The sequence below is a fragment of the Campylobacter sp. MIT 97-5078 genome (assembly GCF_006864455.1).
Taxonomy (GTDB): domain Bacteria; phylum Campylobacterota; class Campylobacteria; order Campylobacterales; family Campylobacteraceae; genus Campylobacter_D.
Window position 1 is genome coordinate 13,562 of the sequence record NZ_QHLK01000012.1, and the last position, 18,444, is coordinate 32,005.

19 protein-coding genes and 1 pseudogene are annotated in these 18,444 nt (G+C 34.6%); 4 read left to right on the top strand and 16 right to left on the bottom strand.

Annotated features, from left to right (window positions below; genetic code table 11):
• Positions 1–99: 99 nt before the first annotated feature.
• The 9 genes and pseudogenes from DMB91_RS06780 to aroQ form a co-directional block, all read right to left on the bottom strand.
• Positions 100–867: pseudogene (locus tag DMB91_RS06780) on the bottom strand (glycosyltransferase family 2 protein); the annotation flags it as partial.
• Positions 868–1,075: 208 nt separating this feature from the next.
• The gene (gene fliY / locus DMB91_RS06785) at positions 1,076–1,915 is read right to left on the bottom strand and encodes a flagellar motor switch protein FliY (protein WP_034903396.1); all 840 of its coding nucleotides are present in this window, start codon (positions 1,913–1,915) and stop codon (positions 1,076–1,078) included.
• Positions 1,912–2,997: a flagellar motor switch protein FliM gene (gene fliM, locus DMB91_RS06790; protein ID WP_034903392.1), complete on the bottom strand. Its 1,086-nt coding sequence runs from the start codon at positions 2,995–2,997 to the stop codon at positions 1,912–1,914. Before fliM ends, fliY begins: the two co-directional genes overlap by 4 nt.
• Positions 2,990–3,691, bottom strand: coding sequence for an RNA polymerase sigma factor FliA (locus tag DMB91_RS06795; RefSeq protein WP_034903388.1), 702 nt, complete (start codon positions 3,689–3,691; stop codon positions 2,990–2,992). Before DMB91_RS06795 ends, fliM begins: the two co-directional genes overlap by 8 nt.
• Positions 3,669–4,025, bottom strand: a complete 357-nt coding sequence (locus DMB91_RS06800; protein WP_409513472.1) for a hypothetical protein — start codon at positions 4,023–4,025, stop codon at positions 3,669–3,671. Before DMB91_RS06800 ends, DMB91_RS06795 begins: the two co-directional genes overlap by 23 nt.
• A gap of 32 nt (positions 4,026–4,057) precedes the next feature.
• A complete protein-coding gene (flhG, locus tag DMB91_RS06805) occupies positions 4,058–4,924 on the bottom strand; it encodes a flagella biosynthesis ATPase FlhG (RefSeq protein ID WP_034903381.1) in 867 nt (288 codons plus the stop codon).
• On the bottom strand, positions 4,917–6,326 hold the full coding sequence (flhF, locus tag DMB91_RS06810; protein ID WP_034903378.1) for a flagellar biosynthesis protein FlhF: 1,410 nt from the start codon (positions 6,324–6,326) through the stop codon (positions 4,917–4,919). Before flhF ends, flhG begins: the two co-directional genes overlap by 8 nt.
• Entirely contained in the window at positions 6,295–6,816 is a 522-nt protein-coding gene (gene folK, locus DMB91_RS06815; protein ID WP_034903375.1) for a 2-amino-4-hydroxy-6-hydroxymethyldihydropteridine diphosphokinase, read from the bottom strand. Before folK ends, flhF begins: the two co-directional genes overlap by 32 nt.
• 3 nt (positions 6,817–6,819) lie before the next feature.
• Positions 6,820–7,284, bottom strand: coding sequence for a type II 3-dehydroquinate dehydratase (aroQ, locus tag DMB91_RS06820; protein WP_034903373.1), 465 nt, complete (start codon positions 7,282–7,284; stop codon positions 6,820–6,822).
• Between the two features lie 95 nt (positions 7,285–7,379).
• On the opposite strand from aroQ, the gene DMB91_RS06825 reads away from it, so the two are divergent.
• Positions 7,380–8,600, top strand: coding sequence for a metal-dependent hydrolase (locus tag DMB91_RS06825; RefSeq protein WP_034903370.1), 1,221 nt, complete (start codon positions 7,380–7,382; stop codon positions 8,598–8,600).
• A complete protein-coding gene (gene sppA / locus DMB91_RS06830; protein WP_034903366.1) occupies positions 8,588–9,478 on the top strand; it encodes a signal peptide peptidase SppA in 891 nt (296 codons plus the stop codon). The genes DMB91_RS06825 and sppA overlap by 13 nt, the downstream gene beginning before the upstream one ends.
• Positions 9,479–9,608: 130 nt before the next feature.
• On the opposite strand, the gene DMB91_RS06835 is transcribed toward sppA, so the two are convergent.
• The 7 genes from DMB91_RS06835 to DMB91_RS06865 form a co-directional block, all read right to left on the bottom strand.
• Positions 9,609–10,757, bottom strand: a complete 1,149-nt coding sequence (locus DMB91_RS06835; RefSeq protein WP_034903364.1) for a DUF3298 and DUF4163 domain-containing protein — start codon at positions 10,755–10,757, stop codon at positions 9,609–9,611.
• Between the two features lie 89 nt (positions 10,758–10,846).
• A complete protein-coding gene (gene prfA, locus DMB91_RS06840) occupies positions 10,847–11,914 on the bottom strand; it encodes a peptide chain release factor 1 (protein ID WP_034903361.1) in 1,068 nt (355 codons plus the stop codon).
• Positions 11,915–11,920: 6 nt separating this feature from the next.
• The gene (rpsT, locus tag DMB91_RS06845) at positions 11,921–12,184 is read right to left on the bottom strand and encodes a 30S ribosomal protein S20 (RefSeq protein WP_034903359.1); all 264 of its coding nucleotides are present in this window, start codon (positions 12,182–12,184) and stop codon (positions 11,921–11,923) included.
• A 92-nt stretch (positions 12,185–12,276) separates the two neighbouring features.
• Positions 12,277–12,777: a phosphatidylglycerophosphatase A gene (locus DMB91_RS06850; RefSeq protein WP_034903356.1), complete on the bottom strand. Its 501-nt coding sequence runs from the start codon at positions 12,775–12,777 to the stop codon at positions 12,277–12,279.
• A gap of 3 nt (positions 12,778–12,780) precedes the next feature.
• Positions 12,781–13,941, bottom strand: coding sequence for a sulfate adenylyltransferase (locus DMB91_RS06855; RefSeq protein WP_034903353.1), 1,161 nt, complete (start codon positions 13,939–13,941; stop codon positions 12,781–12,783).
• On the bottom strand, positions 13,919–14,809 hold the full coding sequence (locus DMB91_RS06860; protein WP_034903350.1) for a response regulator: 891 nt from the start codon (positions 14,807–14,809) through the stop codon (positions 13,919–13,921). Before DMB91_RS06860 ends, DMB91_RS06855 begins: the two co-directional genes overlap by 23 nt.
• The gene (locus DMB91_RS06865; protein WP_034903348.1) at positions 14,806–15,924 is read right to left on the bottom strand and encodes a bifunctional 2-C-methyl-D-erythritol 4-phosphate cytidylyltransferase/2-C-methyl-D-erythritol 2,4-cyclodiphosphate synthase; all 1,119 of its coding nucleotides are present in this window, start codon (positions 15,922–15,924) and stop codon (positions 14,806–14,808) included. The genes DMB91_RS06860 and DMB91_RS06865 overlap by 4 nt, the downstream gene beginning before the upstream one ends.
• 105 nt (positions 15,925–16,029) lie before the next feature.
• Between DMB91_RS06865 and DMB91_RS06870 the strand changes: the two genes are divergently transcribed.
• Positions 16,030–17,136, top strand: coding sequence for an Mrp/NBP35 family ATP-binding protein (locus tag DMB91_RS06870; RefSeq protein WP_034903344.1), 1,107 nt, complete (start codon positions 16,030–16,032; stop codon positions 17,134–17,136).
• A gap of 19 nt (positions 17,137–17,155) precedes the next feature.
• On the top strand, positions 17,156–18,319 hold the full coding sequence (locus DMB91_RS06875; RefSeq protein WP_034903341.1) for a tetrahydrodipicolinate N-succinyltransferase N-terminal domain-containing protein: 1,164 nt from the start codon (positions 17,156–17,158) through the stop codon (positions 18,317–18,319).
• Positions 18,320–18,444: the final 125 nt, after the last annotated feature.

An 18,444-nucleotide genomic window follows, 5' to 3' on the forward strand; every position in this document is an offset into this window, starting at 1 on the left:
AAAATAAAAACGATAAATATTTTTGTGAAAAAATCTTAAAACAACCCATGAAAGGGCGAGTGAAGAACTCTTTGTAAGAGGGCAAATTTTCTTTCATTATTTATCTTTTTGAAGCTCATAGAGTTTAGCATAACGAAAAAATGCCCCTAAGGCATTTAGCAAAGCGACTATAAAGCCTTTGTAGCCGTATTTGAAACCAGATCGTAAAAAATAGTCCTTAAAAAATACTAAATGAAAACGACAAAATGCCGCAAAAAAGCTTGTTTTCTTGCCATTTTTGAATTTTTCTTGGGCTGAATAGCTTGTATAAGTATTCATTTTATGAATAATGCCTTGCATATCCTTAAAAGCGTAGTGCTTAAAGCCATTTTTAAATTTAATCTTTTGTGAATTTACAGGCATTAGCACACTTTCATGAACAAAATTATCATTAAAGCGAGTAAAGTTTTTGTTAAACACACGCCAAACAAAGTCCGGATACCAGCCACAAGCCTTGATCCACTCACCTCTATAAAGATTTTTGCGTGGCAAAGCGATGATGGAATTTGAAGTAAGTTCAAGAGCTTTTAGCTCTTCTAAAGCCTCTTTTTCAAGCACTTCATCAGAGTCAATACTTAAAATCCACTCGTTTTTTGCATAGCTTAGGGCTAAATTTTTAAGCTTGCCAAAGCCTATAAATTTATTGCTGTAAATATGTAATTTTTGATAAGTTTGATTAAAATTTTCAGCGATTTTTAGGGTATCATCGCTACTTTCATTGTCTAGTAAAATAATCTCACCAAACTCACTAAGCGAATTTAAGCATTCTAAAATTGTATCTTGAGCATTTTTTACTAAGATGCAAACACTGATTTTTTGCGTATCCATACCCACCTTTTAAGATAAAATGAAGTTTGATTATACAATGAATTTGTGAAATTTAAAATATTTTCTTTCAAAATTTCAATGTAAAGAACTTACTAAAGCAAAGATAAAAATGAAACAATTTATACAAATTTACTTAATCATTATAATAAACACAAGCCTAAAATATAATACTTTTTATACTATATAAATTTAATAGTATAAAAATTTATTATCTTAGTTGCTCAAGTCTTTCTTTTTTTGTGCCTATTTCAGTGATTTGCACGCCAAAATTCCCATCTACGATGACAACTTCTCCATACGCCACTCTTTTATCACCGATGAGGATTTCTAAAGGATCGTTAGCAAGCTGGTTAAGCTCAACAACTGAACCTATATCCATAGTTAAAACATCTTTTAAAAGCATTTTTTTGTTACCTATGCGAACGCGGATTGGCAAACGCACATCCATAATGAGGTTGATATTTTTAAGCTCCTCTGCTACGCTTGCAAGCTTGCTTTGTGTTTCTTGGTTAGCACTTTCGCTCACGCTTTCTATAGTGGCTTTTCTATCAAGGCTTATGTAAAGCTTTTCGTCCATAATCAAGGCGATTTTTTCGTCCAAATCAGTGATTTTAACGTCGAAAAAATACAGCTTATAAAAATCTTTTAAATCCAAATTATCCGCTACAAAATCACAACTTTCAAGTTCAAAGTCCATTTTAGTTAGCTCTTTTTGTGCACCAAGTGTGGTTGAAAAGGCTGAGATAATATTAAGTATCGCTTCTTTAGCAGCGTCCATTTCATCAGAATTAAGCTGATTGTTTTTAGAAATTTCTTCCTCGCCCATCATCCATTCGCCAATGGCGCTCATTAAAACTGTGCTAGCTAAAATGCCAAATTTCCCACCCGTGCTAACATTAAAAATCGCTCGCACCAAAGGTGGATTCATAGAATCTTGAGCATTGACATCAAATTCTTGGTATTCGCTAAATTCAGCTGATTTGCCTGTAAGCCCTTCAATCGTGCTTGTTGCCTCGTTTGTAAAAAATTTCAAAAAATCATTGATCATAGTATTTCCTCTTCTTCCTCTGTAGCTTCACTCTCATCATAAACGCTAGCTTTTGCTCTTCTTTCGTCTTCATATTTTTCAAGAAGTTCTTTAATCTCGTCTTTATCGGTGCGGATAAGTTCGATGATTTTGATGCTTTTTCTGAAGCGATGTAAGCCAATTTGTGCTAAGAACACATCTTTTTTATCGATAGACACGATAGCCTTATCATCAGCTTCCCTGTCAAGCCTTAAAATATCGCCTTGTTTAAGTTCTAAAAACTCATCAACGCTGATTAAGGTTTTGCCTAAAATCGCCTCATACACTACCTCGGCACGTCCTATGAGCGTTTTTAGCTCTTTGTTTCTTGACTTTTTGGCTGAAGTTTCACCCATCATTATATCTCTATTTGCCAAACGACTTAAAATACTTTCTAAATGCACTACTGGATAGCAGATATTGACCATACCACTTGAATTTCCAATGATAATCTCCATAACCACCATGATAACGATTTCATTTTGTGCAACGATTTGCACGACATTTGGACTACTTTCTTTAGCTTCAACACTTGGATAAATTTCAGTTACCGTTGCCCAACTTTCTTTGAGTCTTTGCATAATGATACGTAAAATACTATCAAGCAAATTAAGCTCTATATCAGTAAGTTCTCTTAAGGTTTCATAACTATCGCCTTGTCCGCCTAAAAGCCTATCTATCATAGGAAAAGCTATGCTAGGATTAATCTCTAAAACGCAGTTTCCATCAAGTGGCTTTATAGAAAAAACATTAAAGCTTGTTGGGCTTGGTAAGCTCATCAAAAACTCACCATAAGTCATCTGATCGACTGAATGAAGCTTGATCTCAACTATACTTCTCATCATTGATGAAATTTGAGAAGCAAGATTTCTTGCAAGCTTATCGTGTATGCCTTTTATGGAACGAAGCTGTTCTTTTGAGACTCTGTTTGGACGTTTGAAATCATAAACGACGACGTTTCGCTCATCTTTTTCGCTCCCACCATGAGTGCCTATATTTGAACTGCTATCATCAACGACTTCAAGCAGGGCATCAATTTCTTCTTGGGATAATATCTCAGCCATTTCCTAGCCTTTCTCTAAGCTTTTTTAGAAGTTTTTTATGAATTTGAGAAATTCTACTTTCGCTAATCTGTAAAACCTCACTAATCTCTTTTAAATTCAGCTCTTCATAATAGTAAAGCTGGATGATGAGCTGCTCTCTTTCTTTTAAGCCTTCTAAAATTTCGCTAATCTTCTCAAGCAAAACATCTTTTTCTATCTTTTCAATAGTGTCATCTTCGCTATAGCAATTAATCTGTTCATCAAGAGGTAAAACATAACTGATCGCATGGGCTGCTCTTGCGTCTTTTATCTTTTCTAAATCAAGATCAAGTTTTTTTGCAAGATATGCATCATCTGGCTCTTCTTCGTGTTCTTGATAATATTCGTCGATCAAAGTATCCATTTCTTTGATGATCTTGCGGTTATTACGACTCATCACATCAAGACTTCTTAGATAATCAAGCATAGCCCCATTCACACGCTTTTTAGCATAACCCCAAAAGCTATCATTTTGATCTTTATCATAGCGACGCGAAAGCTTAATCATCTCTTCAACGCCTATACTAATAAGATCATTCACATCAATACTGCTTGGCAAACGTTCTTTAAGGCGAAATGCCATAGCACGAAGAGCTGGCATATACGCTACGACAAGCTCATCTTGCTCTTTTTTGAGCAAAGTAGCATAAGGATTAGGCTGGGCGTTTTTTAGCATTCTTGCGTCTTTCTTTGGCTTCATTTTTCTTAAGCTCTACACGCTCTTCATTAAGCTTTTCAAGCAAGTGTTCCATTTTCTTTTCACGAATGGAAAGATCGTTAATAATAGTATTGCTTGTTTCTTCGTATTGAGTTTTGTTAAAGACTCTGCCACTTATTTTTGTAACATCGATAAAATTCATAATAGAAATATGCACAAGCACATAAAAAGCAAAGGTAATTAAACAAGTAAAAGCAACAATCTCAAAAGCCCCTTCAATACTTACTACACTAAAAGCAAGCCCTATAAAAAATCCACAAACGGTAAAAAAGGCTACAAAATTCTCGGGCATTGGTCTCATAATTGTATTCCTTCAATCTTAGCTCAAAATCTTTCAATTATCCTCTTAAAGAAATTTGAAAAACTTCTGTTTTGCGTTTGATCAAGCACTTTTTGTTCCAATCTATACAAAAGCTTAGAGGCTAGAGCTTTAAACTCATCACTAGCAAGTGAATTTTCATCAGTAAAAAGTGTTCTTTTTTTAATGCTATTGCTCACATCTTTACTTGCATTTAAAGAGCCTATGAATTCTAAATTAAGAGGATTTTTGATATTTAAATCAGCTACCTTTTTGATATTTTCAAACACCTTTAAAGCTTCATTTTCACTTTTTACAGAATTAAAAAGCATGAGTAAATTTTCTTTGGTTTTTGAAGTAGCTTTTATCGTCGCATATGCATCTGTGATAGCAGCTGGATCAGGCACAGTTACGACTATAACCTCATCAGCCATTTCTAAAAAATGCTGTATAGACCCACCTATACCAGCACCCGTGTCAATGATAAGAAAGTCAAGTCCATCTAAAATACTAGCTTGATTTAAAAATCTTTCATAGATATTTTTATCATTGTATTTTAAAATTTCATCACCACTTTCACCCGGTATAAGCCATAAATTTGGTTTTACTTCTATGAGTATATCTTCAAGTGAGCATTCACCTCTTAACACATGAAGAAGATTTTTGCTTATTCTAACATTTAAAATCACATCTAAATTTGCCAAACCTATATCAGCATCAAATAACCCTACTTTATAGCCATTTTTACTCAAAACATTAGCTAAATTTGCACTGATTGTGCTTTTACCAACTCCACCCTTGCCGCTTGTTATAGCTACAAAATGCGTGCCTTTATGCTTTTGAGCTTTGTTTTCATTCATTAAATTTTTTAATTTATTGGCTTGATTATTCATCGCTTTTCCTTTTAAAACCTTCTAAAACACATTTTACCAAAAATTCTCCGCTTGCAGGCTCCAAATCATCAGGCACTTCTTGTCCTATTGAAAAAAAGCTCATTGGGATATTGGTGTCATAAATGAGTGAAAAGATATTTCCAAAGACTTTTGTTTCATCAAATTTAGTAATGATGAGCGTATCAACATTTAAAGACTCTGAAAAGTTTTTATACACTTCCATTAAATCCTCAAACTTGGTATTAGCTGAAATAACTAAATTTACATCAATGTCGGCATTAGAATGCGATAAAAACTCTTTTGTTTTAGCAAGCTTGCTTTGATCGTATTGTGAATTACCTATAGTATCTACCAAAATCACTTCGCAGTAATTTAAGCTCTTAATCGCTTCATCTAAATCTTTTGGCTCTATACTATCAATGATAGGCAGTTTCATCATTTTTGCATATTGAAAAAGTTGCTCTACCGCACCGATTCTATAAGTATCAAGCGTGATAATGCCTGTTTTATAGCGTTTATCTCCATACGCGTAACGAAAAGCAAGTTTTGCTAAAGTCGTAGTTTTGCCAACACCAGTTGGTCCTACAAGCATCATAATCTTTTGCTTTTTGATCTCTTTTTCAGCTCGCACCGGAAGCATATTTCTAAGCAAAGAATAAAAATACCTTGAAACGGCTTCTGGATTTGTTTTCATTGAAACTGGCATATTTTCAACCGTTGCTTTCATAATAGCTTCTACATGCTCTTCTTTCATGCCACTTTCTTTGGTTTGCTTATAAATGCTTGCAAACTCAGGTGGAATGATGATGTTATTATGCAGTTGAGCTTTATCTTCCCACATCATATCGATGATGAGACTTACTTTTTCACTGAGTTTATTAATCTGCTTTTCAAAACTTTGAATTTTTTTATCATAATTTGCATCAAAACTTGGCTTTAGCATCTCATCTACATTTGCAACTTTTGAAATTTCAGAGCTAACCTCAGAAAGTCTTTCTTTAAAACTTTCAAGCTTGTTTTTACTATTTTGCGGAGCATTATAAGCAGCGGCATAAGCTTTATTTTTCATCAATTCTGCTTTGTTTGAAAAATCCAAAATTACATCATCATCTCGTTTTGGTTGCTTGAAATTCTTTTCTTGTCTAACTTCAGCAGGCTTAGTGCTTGAGCTTGCCCCACTTGGACTTTTTTTAACTGGCGTTTTACCAAGTTTTTTAAGGTGTTCTTCATAGTCTTTTTCATCAACAGCTACAACAACTTCATACAAAGGCTTTTGAGTTAAAGTTTTGGCTTTGATTTGCTTATGTGTTACGATCATCGCTTCATCGCCAAAGTCTTGTTTTACCTTAGGTATGATCTCATCAGTATCTTCAACGGTAAAAGTATGAATGAGTTGTCCCACAAACTCTCCTTTCGTTTAATTCGCCCAAGGGCAAGATTACGCTTAATCTTTCTTTCGCACCTACATGAGGCACGACGCAACGCTCATTAGCTCCTACTTTTTGGCTAAAATATAACAAATCCAAATCAAGCGTGCGAGGAGCGTTTTTAAAAGTTCTTTTTCGTTTAAATTTAAACTCATAATACAACAAAATTTTTAACAAAGCCTTTGCGTGAAGTGGCGTTTGCACCAATATCACAGCATTTGTAAAATCCTTTTGTGCCTCAAAACCAAAGGCTTTATTAATCAGCAAAGATGAACTTTGAAGAACTCGTATCCTTTTATCGTTTATCAAAAAGCGAAAAAGACGATCAAAACGCTTTTTTTCATCGCTTATATTTGATCCCAAGCCAACAAGAGCAAAATACCTCCCATATCCTAATTTTTCTTTTGAACTAAAAGGAAAAAAAGTGCTTGTTTGCAGACTTTTTGCACCTTTTAGCTTGATCATTTTTTAGTTATTATTTGCAGCTTTAAGTTTTTCAAGCTGATCACAAATTTGCAAAACACCCATTAAAGCCAAATGATAACCAAAAGCACCAAAACCCACTATAGAACCAGCACAAACAGGAGCAATTAGGCTTTTATGACGAAATTCCTCTCTGCGATAAATATTTGAGATATGCACCTCAATCACAGGCAAAGCTACAGCTGAAATCGCATCACGAATAGCCACTGAAGTATGTGTATAAGCTCCTGCGTTTAAAACTATGCCGTCAAATGTGCCTAGGCATTCTTGAATTTTATCGACGATCTCGCCTTCAAAATTACTTTGAAAAAAGTCTATCTCTACGCTATTTTGCGAAGCAGCGATTTTCATTTGTTCGTGAATTTCTTCCATTTTCATCGCACCATAAATCGCTGTTTCACGAAGCCCTAGCATATTAAGATTTGGACCTTGAATCACCATGATTTTCATAAATTTACCTCATCATTTATAAAATTTTAGTCTATATTATAGCAAAAGAAAACCAAATTTTTGCTAGAATTTAACTTTTAAATTAAGGTTAAATAATGTTTTTGATAAAAGCAAGATATATATTTGTTTGTGATGAAGCCTTTAATATCCTTGAAAATAAAGCTTTGTGCTTTGATGAAAGGATCGTTGAACTTGGTGAATTTGAAAAGTTGGCTTTAAAATACCCTCAAGCAAAACTCATTCAAACCCCGCCAAATTCGCTTATACTGCCTGCTTTTATCAACCCACACACGCATTTAGAATTTAGTGCAAACTCTTATACTTTGCATTATGGAGACTTTTTAGTGTGGCTTAAAAGCGTAATTCATTCTCGCTCAAATTTAAGCCAAAAAGCCAAAGAAAAACTTATCTTAAATACCATGCGTTCAATGCTTGAAAGTGGCACAGCAACGATTGGAGAAATTTCAAGCTTTGCAAGCGATCTTATAGCTTGCGTAAAAAGTCCTATGCGTGTAGTATTTTTTAATGAAATTTTAGGCGTCAATGAAAACGCAAATGAGAGCAAAAAACAAGAATTTCTTAAGCGATTTTATTCAAGTTTAGAGCATAAAAATGAAAATTTTATACCAGCGATTTCTTTACATTCGCCCTACTCTTTAAACAAGGACTTAGCTTTATTTGCCCTTGATTTAGCTAAAAAATACGACCTGCTTGTAAGCACGCATTTTTTAGAAAGCGATCATGAATTTAAATGGCTTCATCACAAAGGCAAAAGCTTTGAAAAATACTTACGCTTTTTTGAGCCAAGTCCAAAGCCAAAATTTAGTCCTCAAAGCTTTTTAGAGCTATTTAAAGAAGTAAGAACGCTTTTTACACATTGTGTCTATGTAAAAGACTTTAGCCATTTTGATAAAAACTTACATTTTATCACGCATTGTGCTGTTTCAAACCGCTTGCTAAGTAAGGCAAAATTTTCACTCAAAAAAGCTTTAAAAGCCGGTATGAGCGTGCATCTTGGCACTGATGGGCTTAGCTCAAATATCTCTTTGTCTATGCTTGATGAAATGAGGGCAAATTTGCTTATTCATCAGGATTTTAAGCCTGAGAATTTGGCTAAAGAATTGCTTTTAATGGCAACTTCAAAGCCAGCTAAAGCCTTAAATTTAGAGCTTGGCGAGCTAAAAGCAGGTAAAGTAGCTGATATAAGCGTGTTTAAAGTAGAAGAATGTGAGCTTAAACAACTTGCCTTGCAGTTTATCTTAAATGCAAAAAAAGTTGAAAAAATTTTTATTAAAGGAAAAGAATGCAGTTTTTAAAGTCCATTTTTAAGTCATTTGGTGCGTGTATAAGATATATAAATACTTACTTTAAAACCTTTGTGTTTTTATTTATCATTGCATTAATCATCTTGCCAAGTTTTAATTCAAAAGCTTCTTTAAATAATCTTGCCAAAGTCGAATTAAGCGGTGAAATCATTAATGTCAATACCACTCTTGAGGCACTTAACAAACTTAAAGATGATGAAAATATCAAAGGTGTGCTTTTTATCATCGATAGTCCGGGTGGGCTTTTTGCTCCAAGTATGGAACTTGCTTTGGCTGTAAAAGACTTGCAAGCCAAAAAGCCTGTAGTAGTGTATGCAAGTGGAACTATGGCAAGCGGAAGTTATTTAGCCGGAGTTGGTGCAAATGAGATCATCGCAAATCCTGCTTCTTTTATCGGCTCTATAGGCGTTATCATGCAAGGAGCTGATTTAAGTGAGCTTGCGAATAAACTTGGAATAAAACCTCAAGTGATAAAGGCTGGCAAATACAAAGAAGCAGGCACTTTTACAAGGGCTTGGAGCGAGCAAGAAAGGGCATATTTACAAGAGCTTATCACTCAAAGCTATGAACTTTTTACTGAATTTGTAGCAAAAGAGCGAAATTTGAAGCTTGAAGAAAAAGATAAATGGGCGAATGCAAGAGTATTTTTATCAGATCAAGCTAGAAAGCTAGGCTTAATCGATGAATTAGGCAATCTTGAAACAGCCAAAAAAAGAGTAGAAGAGCTAGCAAAAGTAGAAAATCCAAGCTGGAAAGAGCTAAACGCATTTGATAAATTTTTAAATAAACTTAACACTCAAGCTCTAAGTTTTAGCAAAGAGCTTTTAAGTAGCCTCTTACTAAGCTCAAATCAGTTTGAGGCAAGATAAACTTTAAATTTTGGCATTTTATTATATAGCCCAAATTACTCAAAAGCCTTTTAAACAAGAAAAGCACTTATTGATAAGCAAGTTATACAGCTCAAAAGAGAAGCTAAACGCTTATCACAAATTCTAAATATTATCTTTTTTGTTTAAAAAGATACGCTAAAGGCGAGCCTTTTTTCACAAAAGGAGCGAGTTTATCAAAAGCTATATAAATGCTGATATGTCCTTCTGCAAAAGAAGCGATCTCATAAGGCTGATACACAAACTCAACACCTTTTTCAGTAATGAAAAAGTTTTCTGGTAAAGCTACAAAACCATTTTTGTTTTTATCGTCCCACTCTATAAAACGTTTTACACCTTGCGTATCTTTAAAAGAACTTGTTTCATTATATACGCTTAAAGCTTCAAGCACAAGATTTAGCAAAGCCTCATCACTCGTATTTTCAAACAAATCCTTGCTTTTTCCTGAAATTTCGCTCCCATCTTGCAAAGAAAAGATTAAAGAACTAAGATGAGGTATACCATGAGCACCACCTAAATACACATACTCTAAAGAGCTAAATACCAAAATTTTATCATCTATATAATAAGGACTTAGCGAGTTGATATGCTCGGTATAAAAAGAAAATTTTTCTTCTTTGGCAAATTTTTCTTGCTGGATTTTCATAAGTTTTGCTTGAAGTTCTTTGATATTTTGAGCACTTAAACCTATTTTTTGATTGATCCTTGCAATTGCTTCAAGGCTAAGTTTTGAATTTGAAGGAATTAAAAAGCCCTCATCGCTTAAAGTGCTTGTAAAACTTGCTCCATCAACACTCTTTTTTTCTTGAGCTGTATTCTCAACAAAATCAAAAACATTGACTTTATTTTGAGCGAGCATAAAATGAGCTGGGATTTGCTGTTTTGCCTGAGTTACATTCGCTTCTATTGTAGGGATAAAAAGCGTATCAAAGCTGATTTGCCCTTCGATGATATCTTTTTCTTGTGTATTTTGGGCGTGCAACACAAAACTTGTATTATCGTCTTTTAAAAAGCCTGAAAAATATAATTCCTTGTCACCAAGCAAAGAAGCATTCACGCTTAAATTTCCCTCAGTTTTTTGCTCTATACTAAGATAGAGTTTTTGCTCCTTTTCGCCTAATTTACCCTGCATAAAATAAAAAATTCCTTGATTTTTTTCAAGAGTAAAAGGATTTGTAAAGGCACTTTGTTCTGTGTTTTTCTCGCCTGAGCAAGCTATAAAAAAGAAAATAAAACTTACTACACTCAAAAATACTTTCATTTTAAACTCCTTAGCTTTAATCATAACATTTATTTAGCCAATAGTTGAAAAAAAAGCTCAATGAATTTCAGTTTTTATGCTTTTTGTGATTAAAGTCCGTTTTCTTCTAAAGCAAGGGCTTGAAAATGCGTGATTAAAGGCTCTATGATCTCATCAAATGTCCCGTTTTCCATAATTTGATCAAGCCTATAAAGAGTAAGATTGATACGATGATCGCTGATTCTGTTTTGCGGAAAATTATAAGTTCGTATGCGTTCGCTTCTATCTCCGCTACCAACTTGAGATTTTCTGTCTTGACTTTCTTTTGCAAGTCTTTCTTGCTCATGAATATCATAAAGCCTTGCTCTTAGCACTTTCATCGCTGCTTCTTTGTTTTTGTGCTGGGATTTGCCGTCTTGATTTACCACAACCAAACCTGTTGGCAAATGCGTGATACGCACCGCACTATCTGTAGTATTTACGCTTTGTCCCCCATGTCCGCTACTTCGCATAACATCGATTTTTAAATCTTTTTCGCTGATCTCAATTTCTATTTCATCAAGTTCTGGCATAACAGCTACAGTTATGGCTGAAGTATGCACTCTACCTTGAGATTCAGTTTGTGGCACCCTTTGCACTCTATGCGTGCCACCTTCGTATTTAAGACGAGAAAAAGCCCCTTCACCTTTGATTAAAACGATAATTTCTTTAAAGCCTCCAACACTTCCTTCGCTTGAGCTTACAATTTCCATTTTATAGTCTCTTAACTCAGCATATCTTGCATACGCTTTGATCAAATCCCCTACAAATAAAGCTGCTTCATCTCCACCTGTGCCAGCTCTAATTTCTAAAAAGATATTTTTTTCATCATTTTTATCTTTTGGTAAAAGTAAGATTTTAAGCTCTTCTTCAAGCTTGATTTTTAGAGGTTCTAAGCTTTTAAGTTCTTCTTTGGCAAGTTCGCCAAGCTCATTATCGCTAAGTAAATTTTTATTTTCATCTATATTTTTCAGTGTGTCAAGGTATTCTTTGGCTTTGAAAACAAGAGCTTGAATACCCTTTTGTTCTTTTGAAAGAGCTGTTACCTTAGTGATATCATTCATCACGCTTGCATCGCTAAGAAGACTTTGAAGCTCTTCATAGCGTTTGAGAAAGGGTTGAAGTTTGCTTGCGAGCATAAAAACTTAAGCGATTTTATTCACTAAAAGGACAAGTCTGCTTACACGGCGTGAAGCAGTTTGCTTTTTCAAAAAGCCTCTACTTACCATAGAATGAATACTTTTATTGGCTATTTTCAAAGCTTCATTAGCTGCATTTTTATCGTTTTGTTCAGCTGCTTCTCTTACGGCTCTTGTAATATTTTTAAGCCTTGTTCGGTAGTATCTATTTCTTTCTGTTCTTTTGATGGTTTGTCTTGCTCTTTTTTCGGCTGATTTGTGATTTGCCATTTATTTTTTGTCCTTTCTAAAAATTAAAGCTTTTATTTTATATTATTTAAATTGAATTTTTCATTAAAAAGTAAAAGAAAAATGCTTTTTATCTAAAAAATTTCATTTAAGGCTATATCCCAGCTTAAAAGCTCAAATTTCAAACCAAAGCCATAGATCACAGCACTTAAAAACCCAGCAAAAAGCCCGGCAAGCATATCATCACTCATCACGCCAAGTCCGCCTTTGACATTTTTATCAAGCTTACCTATCACAGAAGGTTTCATAATGTCAAAAAAGCGAAATAGTGCAAAAGCTAAAAAAAGGCTGAAAAGCGAATTTTCAGCCCAAGCAGCAAGCGAGGCCGCTAAAAACACGCCAGCTACTTCATCGATAACGATATGCTTTGAGTCATGAGTATTTGTCTTTTTTTCATAATCATTAATGATATTTATAGAAAACACAAAAATGAGAAAAGAAAGCAAAAACAAAGTCTCAACACTTAAATATCTTAAAATCAAAAAAGCAGGTACCAAAGCAGCCAAACTTCCAAAAGTGCCGGGTGCAAATTTGACTAAACCCACATAAAAAAAAGTTAAAAAACATTTTTGCATATGCTACACCATATAAGTGATTTGATAGAGTTTTAAAAGTTGAGCGTAAAACTCCTCATCTTTTCGCTCTTCAATAATGCCTTGAGTAGCAAAAAGATCATTATATAATTTTTGCATATGTTTAAAGCGATTTGGAAAAAGATGAGCTAGGATAATAAAAGAAATTTCACGTCTCATAAACACAGGTGGTGGGATAATACCAAGCCTTAAAAGACTTTTAAGCGAGGCGGAATTGAATTTGATATGATGATGAGAGCCATGTGGGCAGGATTTTATGCTCACTGCAACTTTGCATTTTTCACAAAACACAAACTCGGGCAACACAACAACCTCGATACCATAATCCTTCGCAAATTCATCAAGCATGGTTTTTGGGATATTATTATCAAAAAACATTCCAAGTCCAGTATGATTTTGTCCAACGACGATTTTAGTGCAATTTAAGCTTTTTGCTATAATGCCTTCAAGTTTGGGATTTAAGTGTGCGTGAAAGATCGCAATGTCCTTTAAAGGAAAGACAAAAACGCGTTCTTTTGGTATGTATTGCTGAATAAAGCTTTGCACAAATTTATGTTTAAGTTCAAAATCAAACCCATTTTCTTCATAAGATTCGATCAAAAACACCACAACTAAATCTGCTTTGTCTATAGTCCAGCGAAAAATGCGTTCATGTCCTCTGTGTAAAGGATCAAAACTTGAAACTATAGCAGTGATACTTCTAGCATTTAAGGTTTTTTTAAGGTGAAGAAATTCTTGTTTTGATTGTTCTATTTTTGATTCAAAAAGCTCAAATTCTCCACCTATACAAATTTCGCCCAAACCTTCAAGTGAGCAAGTGTTTGATGAAAAAATATTATTTAAGCTTTTATCGTTTTTAAATTTGCTTTCAACCTTGATCTGTCCTACAAGCTTTTTTTCACAATACAAATCAAGCACTTGTCCTATTTGAACTTGCTGAAATATTTGATCGCTTTTAACTGAAGAAAAAGTCAATGCGTAAGGAAATTTTTCACCTTTTACTCCACCTGTTTTAACAAGCTCATCTCTTTCTTTTTCATTCATTAAATGCGTGCAAGAGCCAAGCATTCCAGCTTTAATGAGGCAAAAAATTTCATATTCGCTTTTTGTTAGTGTAAGATTTTTACTTTTTCTTCGCGAGTCCATATTTTTTCCTTTTTTCCCAAAGAGATTTTCTTGAAATGCCCAATCTTTTTGATAAATCGGTATCTGGAAAGGTATTTTGATATTGAGCAATGATAAATTTCACATATTCATCTATGGTTAAGATCTCATTGTTTGCTAAGCTTTTTTCCCCGTCATTAAGATCTATAGTATTAATGTTAATGTCAAGATCGAGTTCAGAATTTGTGTAAATAATCACTTTTTTATTTTTGCATTCAGCGAGTAATTTTTCTTTTTCATCAGCTTTGAGGCTTTGAAAATTCACTAAAAAGAGCAAGGTTTTATCATTTGCGTATTTAAGAATTTTATCCACACTGCTTACTTCACTTAAATCAATGCAAGAAAATTTAAGCTGGTGTGTTTTAAGGTAGTGAAATACAAAAGCATCGGCATTTACTTGCTTAAAAGTTTTTAAAATCAAAGGCAATTGAAGCTTTTTATAATCAAAACTTTTAATTTTTGCTTTCTTTAGATGCGTTTGGATATAAGTTAAAAAGGACTTATTTAAAAGTTGCAAGGCTTTGTATTCTTGATGGTGCTTGATCTTTCGAATCAGCTCTTCTATCATAAAGGGTTTTTGTATATAATCACTCGCCCCGGCTTTTAAAGGGCTTATAACCGTATCTACGCTAATATAAGAGATCAACAACACAATCACACTTTGTTTAAAATGTGTGATTATTTTTTCAAATTCGTCTGTATTTGTAGAGAGTAAGATCACATCATAATGTGCATTTGTATCCACTTGTTTTATTTGAGTGATAATATTACAAATATAACCTATGTCACTTAGCTTATTTGAGATACTTTGAGCAAGATAAAGCTCATTTTCAACAATCAAAACTTTCATAGTTGTGTCCAATCAAAATATTTTAAATTCACACTCGCTAAAACGGCGATTCCTTCTTTTCGCCCTACAAAGCCTAGCCCTTCTGTGGTGGTGGCTTTGACATTGATCCTAAATTCACTCACGCCCAAGCAAGAGGCGATATTTTGTGCAATTAAAGCCTTAAACTCGCCAAGCTTTGGGGCTTGAGCGATAACACTAATATCAGCATTTACAAGCTCAAAGCCGTATTGTTTTACAAGGGTATAAACCTTACTTAAAAGCTGCATAGAATCAGCATTTTTATACGCCTTATCTGTATCTGGAAAATACTCTCCTATATCGCCTAAGCTCGCTGCTCCAAGCAAAGCATCTGTTAAAGCATGAGCGATAACATCGCCGTCTGAATGTGCCTTTAAGCCCATACTCTCATGCACTTTTATCCCACCTAAGATCAAAGCCCTATTTTTGCCAAATTCATGCACATCAAAACCATTTCCACTAAAGACTTCAGCACTAGGTGCAAAGAGGTTAAAACTGCTTAAATCCTCTTTATAGGTTAGTTTTCTTGCCCTTTCATCGCCCTCAACAAACCAAATCTTAGCCCCCACAGCACTCATAGCTGTGCTATCATCACTAAAATCTGCGTTTAAATTTAAAGCCTTTTGAAGCAAGCTTGTGCGTGAAAGTTGTGGGGTTTGGATCAGTTTGATCTTTTCTCTTTGCAAAGCCTCATCGTTTGCATACAAAGCTGTATCAGCCACTTTTAAAGCAGGAGTAATGCAATCAGCATGTAAAGCATTTTCAACAAGCCTTAAAAAAAGGCTATGCGGAATATCAACCCTTGCGACATCACTGACCATAACCCAAGGTGTTTGCACCTTTTCAAGTGCATTTTTTAAAGACTGTACTCTTGTTGTTCCACCTTGAACAAAGTCATAATGAGAAGCAAATTTTTTCATATAAGAAATATTACTAGAAGCAACAATAATCTTCTTAAAACTATAAAAGGAACTCAATTTTTTTGTAACATATAACCACAAAGGATCGCTTTTTATACGTAAAAACTGCTTTTTTGTAGGGAGATTAAACCTCGTAGAATTCCCAGCAGCGAGCATTATCAAAGAAAGTTCTAACACACTTTATCCTTGAAGAAATTTTTATGTTACTATATTATACACTATTGCAAAGCTAAATTTTATTTTTTTTGAGTAAAATTTCAAATGCAAAATGAGGAGAAAAAAATGGTAGAAAAGATTAAAGAAAAACTTAAAAGCGTGAAGTATCCGGGTTTTTCTAAGGATATTATCACTTTTAATTGTGTGAAAAAAATCGACTATGAAGATGGCATTTTAAGTCTTGTAGTAGAAATTTTTTCAGCCAATGAAGACTTTGTCAAAGAACTTGATACGAATATCAAAGCCACTTTAAAAGACTTAAATTTAAAAGAGCTTAAACTTGAGATCAAGCACCCAGCACCACCTAAAGAAAAATCAAACACTCAAAGTGGTAAAAACATAGCCCCACAAATTCAAAACTTCGTGATGATTTCAAGCGGAAAAGGTGGAGTTGGCAAATCAACCACAACTTTAAATTTAGCCATTAATCTAGCCAAAATGGGTAAAAAAGTAGGCTTGCTTGATCTTGACATCTATGGTCCAAATATCCCTAGAATGATGGGACAAGATAATGCAAAAGTCGAGCTTGCAGGAAATAAGATCAAACCTATACTTTCTCATGGCATAGAAATGATGAGTATGGGCGTGCTTGTTGCTAAGGAACAAGGACTTATCTGGCGTGGAGCGATGATTATGAAAGCAGTTGAACAGCTTTTAACTGATGTGCTTTGGAGCGAGCTTGATGTGCTTTTATTTGATATGCCACCCGGAACTGGCGATGCACAAATCAGCCTTGCTCAAAACGTGCCAGTAAGTGCTGGAATTTGCGTTTCTACACCTCAACTTGTCTCAATTGATGATAGTAAAAGAACCTTAGATATGTTTGAAAAACTTCACATTCCAATTGCTGGTATCATCGAAAATATGAGTGGCTTCTTATGTCCTGATAATGGCAAAATCTATGAAATTTTTGGTAAAGGAGGCACGCAAGCGCTTGCTAAAGAATATAATTGTGAAGTTTTAGCTCAAATCCCACTTGAAATAGATGTAAGAGAAGGTGGAGATAGTGGCAAACCGATAAGCTTTTATCAAAGCGAAAGTTTAAGTGCAAAACGTTACGATGAAGCAGCTCATAAGCTTTGGGACTTTTTAGAAAAGGTGCAAAAAGAAGGTTTAGCAGATAATGCGGCCGTTCAACCTGTGCCAAATGCAGCACCAGCATGCTCGCAATAAATTCAAAAAAGGAAAAATCATGGATATTAAAACAAAAGAAGATTTTTTACAATTCGTAAAACAAATCGAACAAAAAAAAGCTTATAAAAAGCCTATAGCCTTTGGTATAGCCGTGCTTGATAAAGGACAGCTTAATACTGAAAAAACCTTGCAAGCTCGCTTTGCACATGTAAATTTTGAGCAAAACTACGGCTCGGCTGCGGTTTTACTTGAAAGCTTTATGCAAAAAGGACAAGAAATAGACTTTAGCTCAAGTGAATTTGTAGGTGTGCTTGAGGAAAAGGATATTGACTTTGCCTTAGCTTGCTTTGAACCTTTTAAGGACGAGGAAGGACATTTAAATATAGATGTGCTCAAAGCTGCAAAAAAGCATTTTAAGCCCAATGAATTTGCTTTTGTATGCTTGTTTGAGGATAAAGAGCCTCGCAGTGTTGAAAGCGTGTATTTAAAGCTTTATTTGCTTTCGGGCAGAAAAGCTCCCTTAAGAAGCTTGAATTTAAACGGAGCTTTTGGACTTTTACCTAATGTAGCGTGGAGCAATGATAAGCCTATAGAACTTGGGTATTTGCGTAAAAATGAACTTGAGCTTAAATTTTCTAAAACTTATCCAAAGATCGATTTTGTGGATAAGTTTCCAAGATTTTTAGCTCATATCGTGCCAGAGGATAATACCAGAGTGCTTGACACAGCCAAAGTGCGAATGGGAGCAGCTTTAGCAGCTGGCACGACTATTATGCCCGGAGCTGCTTATGTGAATTTTAATGCTGGCACCACAGGAGCGTGCATGGTTGAAGGACGCATTAGCTCAAGCGTAGTTGTGGGTGAAGGCTCTGATGTAGGCGGTGGAGCGTCTATACTAGGCGTTTTAAGTGGCACAAGTGGCAATGCTATCAGCATAGGAAAAGCATGCTTACTTGGAGCAAACTCAGTTACAGGCATACCTTTGGGGGATAATTGCATAGTCGATGCTGGTATAGCCGTGCTTGAAGGCACAAAAATCGCCCTAAAAGATAAAAATGAGCTTGCCAAACTCAACCCAAATTTTAGCTTTGACAAAGAACTTTACAAAGGCTTAGAACTAGCCAATCTTAATGGGCTTCATTTTAGAATGAACTCTCAAACTGGACAGATCGTAGTGGCTTTAAACAAAAAAGCTGTAAAACTAAATGAAGCTTTACACTAAAAATTAAGAATTTAAGGTGGTTTTTGCCACCTTTAAAAAGGGTTTAACTCAACGAACTTAGCCTTGTTTCTTGTGCTGAATTTATCATAAAATCAGCATTTTAATATAGAATATTAAAACATTGC